The 12,839-nt window shown below is 67.4% G+C and carries 14 protein-coding genes; 4 read left to right on the top strand and 10 right to left on the bottom strand.

Features of this window, described 5'->3' with window-relative positions; translation table 11 throughout:
* Window positions 1-44 precede the first annotated feature (44 nt).
* From FA702_RS09095 to FA702_RS09070, 6 genes are all read right to left on the bottom strand, one after another.
* Complete coding sequence (locus tag FA702_RS09095) at window positions 45-191, bottom strand: lmo0937 family membrane protein (RefSeq protein ID WP_136955886.1); 147 nt, start codon at window positions 189-191, stop codon at window positions 45-47.
* Between the two features lie 114 nt (window positions 192-305).
* Window positions 306-1,385: a phosphotransferase family protein gene (locus tag FA702_RS09090; RefSeq protein ID WP_136955885.1), complete on the bottom strand. Its 1,080-nt coding sequence runs from the start codon at window positions 1,383-1,385 to the stop codon at window positions 306-308.
* Entirely contained in the window at window positions 1,382-2,473 is a 1,092-nt protein-coding gene (locus FA702_RS09085; RefSeq protein WP_136955884.1) for a Zn-dependent alcohol dehydrogenase, read from the bottom strand. Before FA702_RS09085 ends, FA702_RS09090 begins: the two co-directional genes overlap by 4 nt.
* Before the next feature lie 122 nt (window positions 2,474-2,595).
* On the bottom strand, window positions 2,596-3,885 hold the full coding sequence (locus FA702_RS09080) for an acyl-CoA dehydrogenase family protein (protein WP_136955883.1): 1,290 nt from the start codon (window positions 3,883-3,885) through the stop codon (window positions 2,596-2,598).
* A gap of 117 nt (window positions 3,886-4,002) precedes the next feature.
* Window positions 4,003-5,430 (bottom strand): MFS transporter, encoded by a 1,428-nt coding sequence (locus FA702_RS09075; RefSeq protein WP_168196037.1) that lies wholly within the window; start codon window positions 5,428-5,430, stop codon window positions 4,003-4,005.
* Window positions 5,427-6,275, bottom strand: coding sequence for an SDR family NAD(P)-dependent oxidoreductase (locus FA702_RS09070; protein ID WP_136955881.1), 849 nt, complete (start codon window positions 6,273-6,275; stop codon window positions 5,427-5,429). The genes FA702_RS09075 and FA702_RS09070 overlap by 4 nt, the downstream gene beginning before the upstream one ends.
* 206 nt (window positions 6,276-6,481) lie before the next feature.
* Between FA702_RS09070 and FA702_RS09065 the strand changes: the two genes are divergently transcribed.
* The 3 genes from FA702_RS09065 (at window position 6,482) to FA702_RS09055 (ending at window position 9,752) form a co-directional block, all read left to right on the top strand.
* The gene (locus FA702_RS09065) at window positions 6,482-7,642 is read left to right on the top strand and encodes an acyl-CoA dehydrogenase family protein (protein WP_136955880.1); all 1,161 of its coding nucleotides are present in this window, start codon (window positions 6,482-6,484) and stop codon (window positions 7,640-7,642) included.
* A gap of 121 nt (window positions 7,643-7,763) precedes the next feature.
* The gene (locus FA702_RS09060; RefSeq protein ID WP_136955879.1) at window positions 7,764-8,903 is read left to right on the top strand and encodes an acyl-CoA dehydrogenase family protein; all 1,140 of its coding nucleotides are present in this window, start codon (window positions 7,764-7,766) and stop codon (window positions 8,901-8,903) included.
* Window positions 8,904-8,948: 45 nt separating this feature from the next.
* A complete protein-coding gene (locus FA702_RS09055) occupies window positions 8,949-9,752 on the top strand; it encodes an SDR family oxidoreductase (protein ID WP_136955878.1) in 804 nt (267 codons plus the stop codon).
* 34 nt (window positions 9,753-9,786) lie between these two features.
* On the opposite strand, the gene FA702_RS09050 is transcribed toward FA702_RS09055, so the two are convergent.
* Window positions 9,787-10,644 (bottom strand): metallophosphoesterase, encoded by an 858-nt coding sequence (locus tag FA702_RS09050; RefSeq protein ID WP_136955877.1) that lies wholly within the window; start codon window positions 10,642-10,644, stop codon window positions 9,787-9,789.
* A gap of 9 nt (window positions 10,645-10,653) precedes the next feature.
* Window positions 10,654-11,307 carry a guanylate kinase gene (gmk, locus tag FA702_RS09045; RefSeq protein ID WP_136955876.1) on the bottom strand — a complete coding sequence of 218 codons (654 nt, stop codon included), beginning with the start codon at window positions 11,305-11,307 and terminating at the stop codon, window positions 10,654-10,656.
* Between the two features lie 79 nt (window positions 11,308-11,386).
* On the opposite strand from gmk, the gene FA702_RS09040 reads away from it, so the two are divergent.
* On the top strand, window positions 11,387-11,764 hold the full coding sequence (locus FA702_RS09040) for a VOC family protein (RefSeq protein ID WP_136955875.1): 378 nt from the start codon (window positions 11,387-11,389) through the stop codon (window positions 11,762-11,764).
* 23 nt (window positions 11,765-11,787) lie between these two features.
* Here FA702_RS09040 and FA702_RS09035 read toward each other — a convergent pair whose 3' ends face one another.
* Together FA702_RS09035 and FA702_RS09030 are read right to left on the bottom strand one after the other, a co-directional pair.
* The gene (locus tag FA702_RS09035; RefSeq protein ID WP_136955874.1) at window positions 11,788-12,255 is read right to left on the bottom strand and encodes a hypothetical protein; all 468 of its coding nucleotides are present in this window, start codon (window positions 12,253-12,255) and stop codon (window positions 11,788-11,790) included.
* A 54-nt stretch (window positions 12,256-12,309) separates the two neighbouring features.
* Window positions 12,310-12,807 carry an SspB family protein gene (locus tag FA702_RS09030; protein ID WP_136955873.1) on the bottom strand — a complete coding sequence of 166 codons (498 nt, stop codon included), beginning with the start codon at window positions 12,805-12,807 and terminating at the stop codon, window positions 12,310-12,312.
* Between the last annotated feature and the right edge of the window lie 32 nt (window positions 12,808-12,839).

Here is a 12,839-nt window from a genome sequence, read left to right as displayed (position 1 = left end):
CGTTGGCAGAGGACCGTGCCGGTTACAATTGGTTCAGACTCCGGCTAGGCTCTGCGACCGGTGAACAGCTGGACGAGGCCGACGATGATCGCCACCACCAGCACCACATGGATCAGGCCCGCGGTGATCTTGAACACGAACACGCCGAGCAGCCACAGAACGAGCAGCACGACGGCGATTGTCATCAGCATGATTGGCATCCTTTCCGGGTTGCGGCCGGCGCATCCTCTGGGGATGCGCGGCGCTTTCCTGTTGCGATGCCAATCTACGCGGGACCGCCGCTTTGGTTCCTGGTTACGTAACGGTCAGGCCCCGGCCTTGACCGCGAAGGACCACGCCGTTTCGGCGAGCGGCGTGACCCGTTCCGACATCTGCCGGGCATGCGCGCTGGAAGCGGTGCCATCGATCACGCGCTTCTTGATGCCCTGGATGATCCCGGCCAGGCGGAAGAAGTTGTAGGCGAAGTACCAGTTCAGATCGGGCACGCCATCGCGGCCGGTGGCGGCGCAGTAGCGTTCGACGATCTCGTCCAGTTCGGGAATGCCCAGCGCCTTGCGGTCTAGGTCCATCACGCCCGACCGGCCGCCGTTCTCGGTCACCCAGGCGAGCGCGACATAGGTGAAATCGGCCAGTGGATCGCCCAGCGTGGACAGTTCCCAGTCCAGCACGGCGGCGACGCGGGCCTCGGTGGGCGCGAAGATCATGTTGTCGATGCGGTAATCGCCGTGGACCACCGAGGTGCGCGTCTGTTCGGGCAGCGTGGCGGGGAGCCACGCGATCAGCCGCTCCATCACGTCCATGTGTTCGGTTTCGGCCAGCTTGTACTGCTTGGTCCAGCGATCGACCTGCCGGCCGAAGTAGTTGCCGGGCTTGCCGAAATCCGAAAGCCCCGCCGCCGCGATGTCCGCGCCGTGCAGCGCCGCCAGCGTGTCGATCATGGCGTGGTAGGTCTGGCGGCGGAAATCGGGCGTGGCGCCGGGCATGGCGCCGTCCCAGATCGTGCGGCCTTCGACCATGCTCATGACGTAGAACATCGATCCGACCACCGAATCGTCGGTGCACAGGCCGTATTGCGGCGCCACCGGGAACCCGGTCTTCGCCAGCCCGGCCTGGACGCGGTGTTCGCGATCGACCGCGTGCGCGGAGGGCAGCAGCTTGCCGAACGGCTTGCGCCGCAGCACGTAGCTGCCCGACGGCGCGTCGATGCGATAGGTCGGGTTGGATTGCCCGCCCTTGAACTTGCGCACCGTCAGCGGCCCCCGGAAGCCCGCCACGTTGGCCGCGAACCATTCGGTCAGGCGCGCTTCGTCGAGCCGGTCGGCCCCTTCGGGCACGACCGTTCCGGTAAAGGCGGCCTGGGCGTCGATCGGGGCCGGTTCGCTCATTGGTCGAACACGATCACCGAACGGGCGGAATGGCCCTGCTTCATCTTCTCGAAGCCTTCGTTGATCCCTTCCAGCGGAATGCGCTCGGCAATGATCGTGTCGAGATCGAGCAGGCCGCGCATGTAGAAATCGACCAGGCGCGGCAGGTCCACCGGGAAGCGGTTCATGCCCATGATCGCGCCTTGCAGCTTCTTGCCCGAAAGCAGGTCCATCGCCGGCAGGGCGACCGCGTGGTTCAGCGGCATCATGCCCAGGATCGTGGCGGTGCCACCCCGGCGCAGCGACTTGACCGCGAGTTCGCCCGAAGCCGGCCGTCCCACCGCCTCGATCGCGTGATCGACGCCGCCCCTGGTCAGTTCGAGGATTTGCTTGGCCGCATCGGGGGCCATGGCGTCGACCACGTCGGTCGCGCCCAGCTTCTTCGCCAGTTCGCGCTTTTCCGGCATCGGGTCAGCGGCAATGATCCGCCCCGCGCCGGCGATCTTCGCGGCGTTGACCGTGGCAAGGCCCACGCCGCCGCAGCCGACCACGGCCACGGTTTCGCCCGGCGTCACCTTGCAGGCGTTGAACACCGCGCCCGCGCCGGTGGTCACCGCGCAGCCTATCACCGCCGCGCGATCGAGCGGCATGTCCGGATTGATCGCGACGCAGGCGTGTTCGTGCACCAGCATCATTTCCGCGAAGGCGGACAGGTTGAGCATCTGGTTGACCGCGCTGCCGTCGCTGGCGCGGGTCAGGCGCGGCGCTTCGCCGGCGCCCCGCCGCGTGTCGCCGCCCAGGCACAGCGCCATGCGGCCGGTCACGCAGAATTCGCAGTGCCCGCAGAAGGCGGACAGGCAGGTGACGACCGCATCGCCCTTCTTCACGGTGCGGACTTCGCTGCCCACCGCCTCCACGATGCCGGCGGCTTCATGGCCCGGCACGGCGGGCAGCGGGTGGGGATAGGTGCCTTCGATGAAATGGAGGTCCGAATGGCACAGGCCGCAGGCCGCCGTGCGGATCAGCACCTCATGCGGGCCGGGCTTGGCGATGGCGAGCCGGTCGATTTCCAGCGGCTGGCCAGGCTTTTCGAGAATGGCGGCTTTCATGGTTCTTGTTCCTTTGCGTTCCCATCGGGACGGAGCAGGGCGAGCGTTTGCGGCGGAATGCCCGATCGGCCCACCCCCAACCCCTCCCGCGTGCGGGAGGGGGAAGATGGCGCCAGAGAGGCCTAGCGCGCCACGCCCAGATCGCCCGAGCTAAAGCCGCGATCGCCCTGCGGGCCTTCCGCGTGGCGGGCGAACTCGATGCGCGCGATGGCGCGGTTGTGAACTTCGTCCGGGCCGTCGGCCAGCCGCAGCGTGCGCATGTGGGCATAGCTCTCAGCGAGGCCGAAGTCTTCGGAAACGCCGCCGCCGCCGTGCGCCTGGATCGCATCGTCGATGATGCGCAGCGCCATGTTGGGGGCCTGCACCTTGATCATCGCGATTTCCAGCGCGGCGGCCTTGTTGCCCACCTTGTCCATCATGTCCGCCGCCTTCAGGCAGAGCAGGCGGGTCATGTCGATGTCGATGCGGGCCTGCGCGATGCGCTGTTCCCAGATCGAATGTTCGGACACGCGCTTGCCGAAGGCGACGCGCGATTGCAGCCGCTTGGCCATCTTAGCGATGGCTTCTTCCGCCACGCCGATCGTGCGCATGCAGTGGTGGATGCGGCCCGGCCCGAGGCGGCCCTGCGCGATCTCGAACCCGCGCCCTTCGCCCAGCAGGATGTTCGAGGCCGGAATGCGCACGTTGTCCAGCCGGATTTCCATGTGGCCGTGCGGCGCGTCGTCATAGCCGAACACCGGCAGGAAGCGCTCGATCGTCACGCCCGGCGCGTCCAGCGGCATCAGCACCATCGACTGCTGCTGGTGGCGCTTCGCCTCGAAATCGGTCTTGCCCATGACGATGGCGATCTTGCAGCGCGGATCGCCCGCGCCCGAGGACCACCACTTGCGCCCGTTGATGACGTATTCATCGCCTTCGCGGCGGATCGAGGTTTCGATATTGGTGGCGTCGGATGAGGCGACCTGCGGCTCGGTCATCAGGAAGGCGGAACGGATTTCGCCGTTCATCAGCGGCTTGAGCCATTCGTCCTTCTGGTCGCGCGTGCCGTAGCGGTGCAGCACTTCCATGTTGCCGGTATCCGGCGCGGAGCAGTTGAAGGTTTCGCTGGCCCAGCCCACGCGGCCCATTTCCTCGGCGCAGAGCGCGTATTCGAGGTTGGTGAGGCCGGGGCCTTCGAAGGTGAAGCTGTCGTCCACATGGGCACGGCCGGACTGCGGCGGCATGAACAGGTTCCAGATGCCCTGCGCCTTGGCGCGGGCCTTTTCCTCCTCAAGGACCTGGATCACCTTCCAGCGATCGCCGCTGTTCTTTTCGGCCTTGAACTCCGCGTTGCGCGGGCGGACATGGCCCTCGATGAACTGGCGTACGCGGTCACGCCAATAGACCTGGCGTTCTGTGGGGTCGAAATCCATCTGTCCTCTCCTTGCGTCCGGGAAGAATTCACCGGGCATCGGGCGAATTCAAGCGAAAACTAATCGTGCGGTTAACGCGGGCCTTGATCCTGGGCAAAACCGGTTCGGGGATCGGTTTTAAGGATGCAGTCCTCCCGCGTCGGGATCGCTCTGCGCCAGCTTGTCGAGCAGGGCGAGCCGCGCTTCGTGGGCGGCGCGATCGATCGGGAAGCGCAGCGCGATCGTGGCGGTCGCGATGGCGAGCAGGGCGGTGCAGACGGCGTAGGCGAAGCTCAGCTTGTCTATCACCAGCGCCGGCACCGCGTCGGGCCGAGCGTTGGGCTGCAACTGCGCATAGCTGAGCAGCAGCCCGGCGGCGAAGATGCCCAGGCCGGTAGCGCACTTGGAGGCGAGGAACGCCCCGGCCGAGAGCGTCCCTTCGGACCGGCGCCCGGTCTGTTCCTCCGACGCTTCCACCACATCGGCCACCATCGACCACAGCGCGATCGAGGAGGTCACCGTGAACGTGTTGGCCAGCAGCGTGCAGACGAACATCGCCACCAGCGCCGGCGTGCTGCCGTCCGCCGCCCAGAGATCGAAATAGCGCAGCAGCAGGGGGCCGACCCAGAACAGCATGCCCAGCGGCGCGGTGGCCGCCACCGCGCCCGCCTTGCCCCAGCGCCGTTGCGCCGGGCCGGCGAGCAGCGAGGCGCCGATCACGCTGCCGAACAGCACGACCGGAAAGATCTGGAGCGCCGTGGGCGTGAACCGCCAGACGTAGAGGTACAGGTAGTTCGACAGCGCGAAGGTGATGCCCTGGCTGGTCATGGCGCAGGCGATGCCGGCCATCACCACCAGGCAGGCGGGGTGCGAGAAGCTTTCGCGGATCTCGCCCAGCGAGCCGAGCAGTCCCTTGCCGGGGGCGGTCTGTTGCGGCGGCCAGCCGGCGATAGTGCGGTGCAGGCCCACGGCCGAACCCAGCACGCAGCCGGCCATCAGGATCGCCCCGGCGATGCCGAACGCGCGATAACCTTCGCGGGCCAGCATCGCGTTGGGCAGGAACACGCCATAGGCCAGCAGCAGCATCAGCAGGCCGCCGCCCCAGGCGAAGACGAAGCGGAAGCGGGTAAGCCGGGTGCGCTCGTCGTAATCGCGGCTGATTTCCGCGACCAGCGCGGCCGAGGGCACTTCGCAGGCCGCGACCAGCCCGCGCACGAGAATGGCCGAGACCAGCAGCGTGGCGAAACTGGGCGCGCCGGTGGGCGACCACAGCAGGACCCACGCGATCCCCAGCGGGATCGGGGCAAGGTAGAGGAACGGCAGGCGGCGGCCGAAACGCGTGCGCGTGCGATCGCTGACATGGCCGACCAGCGGATCGACGAGCCCGTCGAACACCAGCGCGATCAGCAGCGCCAGGCTGACGAGCCGGGCGTCCATGCCCAGCACCTGGTTGTAAAACAGCAGCAGGAAGGTGGAGAAGCCGTTGTCCTTGATCCCATAGGCCACGCTGCCAAGCCCGGCAAACGCCGCGGTCCGCGTCGGAACGCGGCCTTCTATCGGGATCACGCCGGCTGCCCGGCGTCTGCCATCTGCTGCAGGGCGTCGAACATCCCCGGCATGGCGGGGTCCCAGCTGTGGCGCGGGCCGATGGTGATGCCGCCATCGACGATCAGCGAGGTGCCGGTGACGAAGCCGGCCGCGTCGCTGGCCAGGAACAGCACGGCGTCCGAGATGTCGTCCGGCTGGCCGCCGCGCGCCACCGGCTGAGCGCTTTGCGACATCATCGCGATCGCGCCCTTGGCCTGCGCTTCCAGTTCGGCCGGCATTTCCAGCGAACGGGTGAAGATGTTGGTGTTGATGAAGCCCGGCTGCACCGCGTTGACGCGGATCTGGTGTTTGGCGAGGTCCGCCGCCGCGCACTTGGTCAGGTGCAGCACCCCGGCCTTGGCGACGGCATAGGCGGTGGGCGAATAGCCCGGCCCGACCGCCGCGACCGAGGAAGTGTTGACGATCGCCGCGCCCGGGCGGCCGATCATGTGCGGGACGGCATAGCGGATGCCGAACGCCACCGACCGCAGCAGCAGGTCCATCGTGCGGTCCCAGCCGGCCGGCTCGATCTCGTCGATCGTGGCGCGATCGCCGCCCGCGCCGGCATTGTTGAACACCACGTCGATTCCGCCGGTTTCGGCGGCGGCGCGGTCCATCAGCGCCTTGATGTCCTCGGTCCGGGTCACGTCGCACCGCGCGGTGGCGATGCTGCCGTTGGTGGTCGCCGCCAGCGCGGCAAGGCCCTGTTCGTCGATGTCCGCCGCATAGACGCGCGCGCCTTCCGCGGCAAACTTGAGCGCGGTGGCGCGGCCGATTCCCGAGGCGGCACCCGTTACGACAACGGTCTTTCCTTCGAAGCGCATGGTTCTCTCCCGGCCCGGGCGGGCCTGTGTTCTGGACCGTGTCCCGGTCTGTCTGTTTGGCCGGAAGCTTAGGCGCGAATGGGCCTTCGTCAATGCCTTGGCGCTTGACGCTACGGCATCCTTGCATCGCGCAAACCCTTGGAAATCCGCGCTTGCGCAAGCATCGCGACTCGCCTTAACCTTGCGATTAAGAGAGGAGCCCGAAGATGTCTGATCTGGACAGTTTCCGTCAGGAAATCCGCGCGTGGCTGGAAGCCAACTGCCCGCCGGAAATGCGCGAACCGGTGCGCGACGAAGGCGATGTATGCTGGGGCGGACGGCGCTTCCAGTTCAAGAACGCGGCGCAGAAGAACTGGCTCGAACGCTGCGTGGCCAAGGGCTATACCGTGCCCGATTGGCCCAAGGCCTATGGCGGCGCGGGCCTGTCGCCGGCCGAAGCGAAGGTCTGGCGCGAGGAATGCGCCCGGATCGGCGCGCGCCCGCCGCTGTCGAGCTTCGGCATCTGGATGCTGGGGCCGGCGCTGCTGAAGTTCGGCACCGAGGAGCAGAAGGTCCACTATCTGGGCCAGATCGCGCGCGGCGAAATCCGCTGGTGCCAGGGCTATTCCGAACCCGGATCGGGCTCCGACCTCGTCTCGCTCCAGACCTTCGGCGAAGATAAGGGCGATCACTGGGTGGTCAACGGCCAGAAGATCTGGACCTCCTATGCCGACAAGGCCGACTGGATCTTCTGCCTGGTCCGCACCGACAAGACCAACAAGTACCAGGGCATTTCCTTCCTGCTGTTCGACATGGAAAGCCCCGGCGTCACCACCAAGCCGATCAAGCTGATTTCGGGCAGTTCACCGTTCTGCGAGACATTCTTTGACAACGTGAAGGTGCCCAAGGCGCAGATCGTCGGCCAGCTCAACCGCGGCTGGGACGTGGCGAAATACCTGCTGGGCCACGAGCGCGAGATGATCTCGGGCGCGGGCGGCAGCGACCGGCTGACCACGATCGGCGCGGTGATCGCGCGGAACGGGCTGGAAGACCCGATCCTGCGCGCCGAACTGGCGCAGTTCGATGTCGATGCGCTGGCCTATACCGCGATGGGCGAGAAGTTCCTCGACGAGATCAAGGTGGGCAAGGCGCATCCGGCGCAGCCCAACATGATGAAGTACGCCGGCACCGAGCTGAACAAGCGCCGCCACGAACTGCTCATGGCGGCCGGTGGCAGCACCGCGCTGGAATGGGAAAGCGAAGCGACCAGCGGCGGCACGCCGGCGCGGTCGTGGCTGCGGACCAAGGCGAACTCGATCGAGGGTGGCACTAGCGAGGTCATGCTCAACGTGATCGCCAAGCGCATCCTGGACCTTCCGGGGGCCTGACGCTTCGATCCCCCCTCCCGCTTGCGGGAGGGGCCGGGGGTGGGCCGAACGAGGCGCCCCCCCAAGCCTATGCCCACCCCTGACCCCTCCCGCAAGCGGGAGGGGAAACGGAGCAAACGACATGCCGCTCTACCATACCGAAGACCAGGCGATGCTCGCCGAAACCGTTACCGGCTTCATGGCCGACGAAGGCGGGATCAAGCAGCAGTTGCGCCACTGGCGCGACATCAACTGCCCGGACGGGTTCGGCCATGCGCTGTGGAAGCAGTTCGCCGAACTGGGCCTGACCGGCATTCTCGCCGCCGAAGCCGATGGCGGGCTGGCGATGGGCCATGTCGAGGCTGGCATCGTCCTCACCGAAATCGGCCGCAATCTTACCCCTTCGCCGTTCCTGACCACGGCGGTCATGGGCGTAACCGCGCTGTCCGCCGGATCGGACGAATTGCGCGGCCGCTGGCTGCCGGGCGTGATCGCGGGCGAGACGGTGCTGGCCATCGCGATCGACGAAGGCCCCAAGCACCGGCCCGAACGCATCGCCTGCCGCGCCGAGAAGGCGGGCAATGGCTTCCGCCTTTCGGGCCGCAAGGACTTCGTGGTCCACGGCGCCTCGGCCGATGCGCTGATCGTGGCCGCGCGCACCTCGGGCAGCGACGACGATGCCGATGGCGTGACCCTGTTCGCGGTGCCGAAGGACGCCGCGGGCGTGCGGCATGACGTGGTGCGGCTGGTCGACAGCGCGATGGCCAGCCACGTCACGTTCGACAACGTGGAGCTGGATGGCGATTGCGTGATCGGCGAGGTCGATGGCGGCCGCGCCCTGCTGAACCGGGTGCTCGATGCCGGCCGCGTCGGCGCGGCGGCGGAGCAGACCGGCGTTGCTTCCGGCGCGTTCGACATCACCACGGCCTATCTCAAGACGCGCAAGCAGTTCGGCCAGCTGATCGGCGAGTTCCAGGCGCTGCAGCACCGCGCCGCGCATCTCTATTCCGAAATCGAGATCGCCGAGGCCGCCGTGATCAAGGCGCAGCAATTGCTCGATGCCGGCTCCGACAAGGCGGAGCTGATGGTCGCCGTGGCCAAGGCCAAGGCGGGCAAGGTCTGCAACCTGGCGGTGCGCGAAGGCGTGCAGATGCACGGCGGCGTGGGCATGACCGACGAGTTCGACATCGGCCTTTACATGAAGCGCGACCGCGCGCTGTCCGAATTTACCGGCGACCAGTTCTACCATGCCGAGCGCGTGGCGAAGCTGAGCGGATATTGACCCTGATTGCCCTTCCCGTGCGGAAGGAAAGCGAAAGGCACTGACATGGATTTCAGCAAGCTGTTCAGCCTTGAAGGCCGCGTGGCGGTGATTACCGGCGGATCGCGTGGGATCGGCCGGATGCTGGCCGAGGGTTTCCTCGCCGCCGGCTGCGCGAAGGTTTACATCACCGCGCGCAAGGCGGCCGTGGTGGAGGAAACCGCGCGCGAACTGGGCGATCGCGTGATCGCGCTGCCGGGCGACATCTCCACGCTTGCCGGGATCGAGGCGCTGGCCGAGGATCTGGCGAAGCTGGAGCCGAAGATCGACATCCTGGTCAACAACGCCGGCGTGGCGTGGGGAGCGGACTTCGAAGACTTCCCCGAAGGCGGCTGGGACAAGGTGATGAACCTGAACGTCAAGACGCCGTTCTTCCTCACGCAGAAGCTGCACGGGCTGCTCAAGGCGGCCGCGTCGGCGGGGCAGCCGGCCAAGGTCATCAACATCGCCTCGATCGACGGGATGCGGATCAACCCCTGGGAAACGTACAGCTATCAGGCGTCGAAGGCGGCGGTGGTCCACCTGACCCGGCGCATGGCGGCGCGGCTGATCAGGGACAACATCGTCGTCACCTGCATCGCGCCCGGCGCCTACCCTTCGGAAATGAACAAGGTGGCGGCGCGCAAGCCGGAGGAATCGGCGCGCGGCATCCCGTCCGGCCGGATCGGCGGCACAGAGGACATCGCCGGTGGCGCGATCTATCTGGCCAGCCGCGCGGGTGATTATGTGGTCGGGACGACGATCCCGATCGATGGCGGCATCGTCAACGCCTGGATCCCCAGCGAATTCGCCGATCCTTCGGGACACTGATCGGCCAGGCATTGACCGGCAGGGGCGGTGATGGTCACCGCCCCGCCAGCGTCACCATCCACCAGTCCGGCGGCGCGCCCAGGCGGAACGGCACTTCGCCCGCGCCGACCCCGGCGGTGACGATGACGGTTCGGCCGGGATCGGCGATCACGCCGCAGCGATAGTGCGGATCGAAGGGGCGCCGTTCGTCGAACGGGGAATACAGCGCCAGCGATCCCAGCACGGGCAGCACGATCTGCCCGCAATGGGTGTGCCCGGCCAGCATCAGCGGCACATCGGGCGGCAGCGTGGGAGCGACATCGGGCGTGTGCGTGATCGCGATCGGAATGCCGCGGCCGGCAGCGCGGGCCAGTTGCATCGCCGTATCGACATCGGCGTAGCCGGTCAGATCATCGTCGATGCCGACCAGCGTGATCGGTCCCAGCGCCTTGGCATCGTTGGCCAGGACCGTGATGCCCGCCGCTTGCAGCGCGGCGGTCACGCGGTTGATATCGGTCCAGTGATCGTGGTTTCCCGGCACCGCATAGACCCCCAGCGGCGCGCGCAGCCGCGCCAGCGGGGCGGTGAGGAGATCGGGCCGGAACGCGGCATCGCGCGGCTTGCGGCCGTTGACGAAATCGCCGGCGAGCAGGATCGCGTCGGGCCGGGCGCGGTTGATCTGGCGGACGATCCGGTCGAGCCGGTCCGGCGTCATCGCGATGGCGGGCAGATGGATGTCCGAAACCAGCGCCAGCCGCAGCGGCCGCGCGCGCAGCGCGGGGGACGGCAGGCGGATGGTGATCCGCCGTTCGACCGGATCGGACACGGCGCTGCGCCAGGCGAAGAGCGCCACCGCGGCCAGCGCCACCGCGGCCAGCGCCGCGAAGAGGATCAGCCTGCGCCGCCTGCCCATGCCCGGGTTCTATCCCCGCATCAGTTCGCGGACGAAGCCGATCAGCCCGGTCTGGCGCGCGCGCTTCATGCGTTCGGCGGCGAGAATCTGCTTCACCTTGTCGAAGCAGCTCTGCACGTCGTCGTTGACCACGACGTAGTCGTAGCCGTCCCAGTGGCTGATCTCCGCCTGGGCGCGGGCCATGCGGCTGGCAATCACTTCGGCGCTGTCGGTGCCGCGCCCGGTCAGGCGGCGGTGCAGCTCGTCCAGGCTGGGCGGCAGGATGAACACGCGCACCACATCGGTTTCGGCCTTCTGGTAAAGCTGCTGCGTGCCCTGCCAGTCGATGTCAAACAGGAAATCGCGCCCTTCCTTCAGGCCCGCGCGGATCTGCGCCTTGGGCGTGCCATAGCTGTTGCCGAAGACATGCGCCCATTCGTAGAACGCGCTTTCCTCCACCATGCGGTCGAATTCGGGCTGGCTGACGAAGTAGTAGTCCTTGCCGTCCACTTCGCCCGTCCGCATCGGCCGGGTGGTGACGGACACCGACATCGCGATCTCGTCGTCCTCGTCCAGCAGCTTGCGCGCGATCGTCGTCTTGCCCGCGCCCGATGGCGATGACAGGATGAACATCAGCCCCCTGCGATGGAGCGTATCCGTGGTATGCGTGGTGTTGTCGGCCATGCGTGCTAGTGGCGCATGGACAAGGCGGTGGTCAAGGCCGCTATAAGAGCATGACCGGGCCGCGAACGGGGAGCAGTGGATGGACATTCAGAGGCTCGATCACGTGCAACTGGCGATGCCGCCCGGCGGAGAGGACCGCGCGCGGGCGTTCTACCGCGACGTGCTGGGCATTCGTGAAGTGCCCAAGCCGCCGCATCTGGCGAAGCTGGGTGGCTGCTGGTTCGAACGCGATGCCGTGAAAGTCCATCTGAGCGCCGATCCGGACTTTCGCGCCGTCCACAAGGCCCACGTGGCGTTCATCGTGTCGCATCTCGGCGATGTGGTGCGGAAGCTGGAGCATGCCGGCTGCCACGTGATCCGCGACGAGGCCTCGCGCGATGGCTACCAGCACGCCTATGTCGATGATCCGTTCGGCAACCGGCTGGAGCTGATGGAGCTTTCGGCCCGGCTTCGCTGACGGCCGCAAGCGGACCGAGCGCGCTATTCCTTCGCGCCCTTTTCCGCCTTCGCGTCCACGGCCGCCTCGCCTTCCGCCTTCGCGGATTTGACGTGCCGGCGATCGTACAGCGTCTTGGCCAGCAGGCCGCCGCCGACCACGATCGCGCCCGGCACCGAGCGCGTGGCGACGCGGGCCAGCGCGGTGCCGATCAGCGTTTCGCCCATGGTGCGGCCGCGGATGATCTTCTTGGCCCTGGCGGCGCCGGTCCTGTTGCCCAGCAGCCCGCGTTCCACGCCGCGCCGCAGCAGCGCGCCGCCGGCCCGCAGCGCGATGTCGGCCAGGATCAGATTGGTCATGGCGTTGGTGCTGGGGCCGGGAATGCTTGGGCCGGTAGTCTTGGAGCCGGCAGTCTTGGTGGCTTCATCGCGCACGGCGCCGGCGGCCTTTTCCGCCGCCTTCCCCGCGATCCGCGTGGGTTTGATCTTCGCCAGCTTGTCCCTGATCGTCATGTCTTGCCCTTCGGTATTCCCGCCGGGGCCGACCTCCTGCGCCAGGCCCCGCCGCTATTTCTTGCGGCCGAAATCCACCGTCACCACGTTGGACCCGTCCTCGTTGCGTTCAACGGCCGGGCCGTCCGCCTGTTCCGGCGAATCGTTCTCGGCGCTTTCGTGCGGTTCGTCGTCGCTGTCGGCGATCGCCTGGAACTGGAGGCCGAAATCCACCGCCGGATCGACGAAGGCGGTGATCGCGCTGAACGGGATGTCGAGCATGGCGGGCACCTGGTTGAAGCTGAGCCCCACGCTGAACCGGTCGCTTTCCACCTTCAGGTCCCAGAACTTGTTCTGGAGCACGATCGTCATCTCGTCGGGGAAGCGCTCCTTCAGGCGCGCCGGGATCGAGACGCCGGGCGCCTGGGTCTTGAAGGTGATATAGAAATGGTGGTTGCCGGGCAGCGAGCCGCCGGAGGCTTCCACTTCGCCCAGCACGCGGCCGACGACGGCGCGCAGGGCCTCCTGCACGATCTCGTCATAGGGGATCAGGCTGTCGGGCGTATCGTTCATCGTCGCCACAACTGGCCTTGGCCGCCCGCGCG

The organism is Novosphingobium sp. EMRT-2, from assembly GCF_005145025.1.
GTDB lineage: Bacteria > Pseudomonadota > Alphaproteobacteria > Sphingomonadales > Sphingomonadaceae > Novosphingobium.
Note: the sequence above shows the minus strand (reverse complement) of the source record. Positions and strands in the feature narration are given on the sequence as shown.

Bases quoted from the DNA above. Each gene is read 5' to 3' on its own strand.
- FA702_RS09095 (WP_136955886.1), bottom strand. From the start codon at position 191: ATGCTGATGACAATCGCCGTCGTGCTGCTCGTTCTGTGGCTGCTCGGC.
- FA702_RS09090 (WP_136955885.1), bottom strand. From the start codon at position 1,385: ATGAGCGAACCGGCCCCGATCGACGCCCAGGCCGCCTTTACCGGAACG.
- FA702_RS09085 (WP_136955884.1), bottom strand. From the start codon at position 2,473: ATGAAAGCCGCCATTCTCGAAAAGCCTGGCCAGCCGCTGGAAATCGAC.
- FA702_RS09080 (WP_136955883.1), bottom strand. From the start codon at position 3,885: ATGGATTTCGACCCCACAGAACGCCAGGTCTATTGGCGTGACCGCGTA.
- FA702_RS09070 (WP_136955881.1), bottom strand. From the start codon at position 6,275: ATGCGCTTCGAAGGAAAGACCGTTGTCGTAACGGGTGCCGCCTCGGGA.
- FA702_RS09065 (WP_136955880.1), top strand. From the start codon at position 6,482: ATGTCTGATCTGGACAGTTTCCGTCAGGAAATCCGCGCGTGGCTGGAA.
- FA702_RS09060 (WP_136955879.1), top strand. From the start codon at position 7,764: ATGCCGCTCTACCATACCGAAGACCAGGCGATGCTCGCCGAAACCGTT.
- FA702_RS09055 (WP_136955878.1), top strand. From the start codon at position 8,949: ATGGATTTCAGCAAGCTGTTCAGCCTTGAAGGCCGCGTGGCGGTGATT.
- FA702_RS09050 (WP_136955877.1), bottom strand. From the start codon at position 10,644: ATGGGCAGGCGGCGCAGGCTGATCCTCTTCGCGGCGCTGGCCGCGGTG.
- gmk (WP_136955876.1), bottom strand. From the start codon at position 11,307: ATGGCCGACAACACCACGCATACCACGGATACGCTCCATCGCAGGGGG.
- FA702_RS09040 (WP_136955875.1), top strand. From the start codon at position 11,387: ATGGACATTCAGAGGCTCGATCACGTGCAACTGGCGATGCCGCCCGGC.
- FA702_RS09035 (WP_136955874.1), bottom strand. From the start codon at position 12,255: ATGACGATCAGGGACAAGCTGGCGAAGATCAAACCCACGCGGATCGCG.
- FA702_RS09030 (WP_136955873.1), bottom strand. From the start codon at position 12,807: ATGAACGATACGCCCGACAGCCTGATCCCCTATGACGAGATCGTGCAG.